Below are 622 nucleotides of genomic sequence, written 5' to 3'. Positions count from 1 at the left end.
CAGGTGGCTGTTCCAGGATCACATGCGCGTTCGTCCCCGACACCCCGAACGACGACACCCCCGCCCGACGCGGCCGACCAGTCTCAGGCCACACCCTCGACTCCGACAACAACCCAACCCCAGAACCCTCCCACACCACACCCGACGAACCCACACCCACATGCAACGACCTCGGCAACACCCCATACCGCATCGCCATCAACATCTTGATCACACCCGCCACCCCCGCAGCAGCCTGACTATGACCAATATTCGACTTCACCGAACCCAACCACAACGGCTCCCCCACCCGAGAACCCCCATACACCCCCATCAACGCCCCCACCTCCACCGGATCACCCAACACCGTCCCCGTCCCATGACCCTCCACCACATCCACATCCCCCGACACCAACCCCGCATCCACCAACGCCGCACCGATAACCCGCTCCTGCGACGGACCACTCGGCGCCGTCAAACCATTCGACGCACCATCCTGATTCACCGCCGAACCACGCAACACCCCCACCACCGAATGCCCACAACGCACCGCATCCGACAAACGCTCCAACACCAACACACCCAAACCCTCAGACCAACCAGTCCCATCCGCCCCCTCCCCATACGACTTACACCGACCATC

General features: G+C 63.2%; 1 protein-coding gene. It reads right to left on the bottom strand.

The genetic code is table 11. The annotated features are described in order from the left end of the window. A partial coding sequence (locus ACFO5K_RS26065; protein ID WP_378568352.1) for a beta-ketoacyl synthase N-terminal-like domain-containing protein occupies positions 1-622 on the bottom strand: 622 nt, incomplete at both ends.

The organism is Nocardia halotolerans, from assembly GCF_042650145.1.
Lineage (GTDB): Bacteria > Actinomycetota > Actinomycetes > Mycobacteriales > Mycobacteriaceae > Nocardia > Nocardia halotolerans.
Note: the sequence above shows the minus strand (reverse complement) of the source record. Positions and strands in the feature narration are given on the sequence as shown.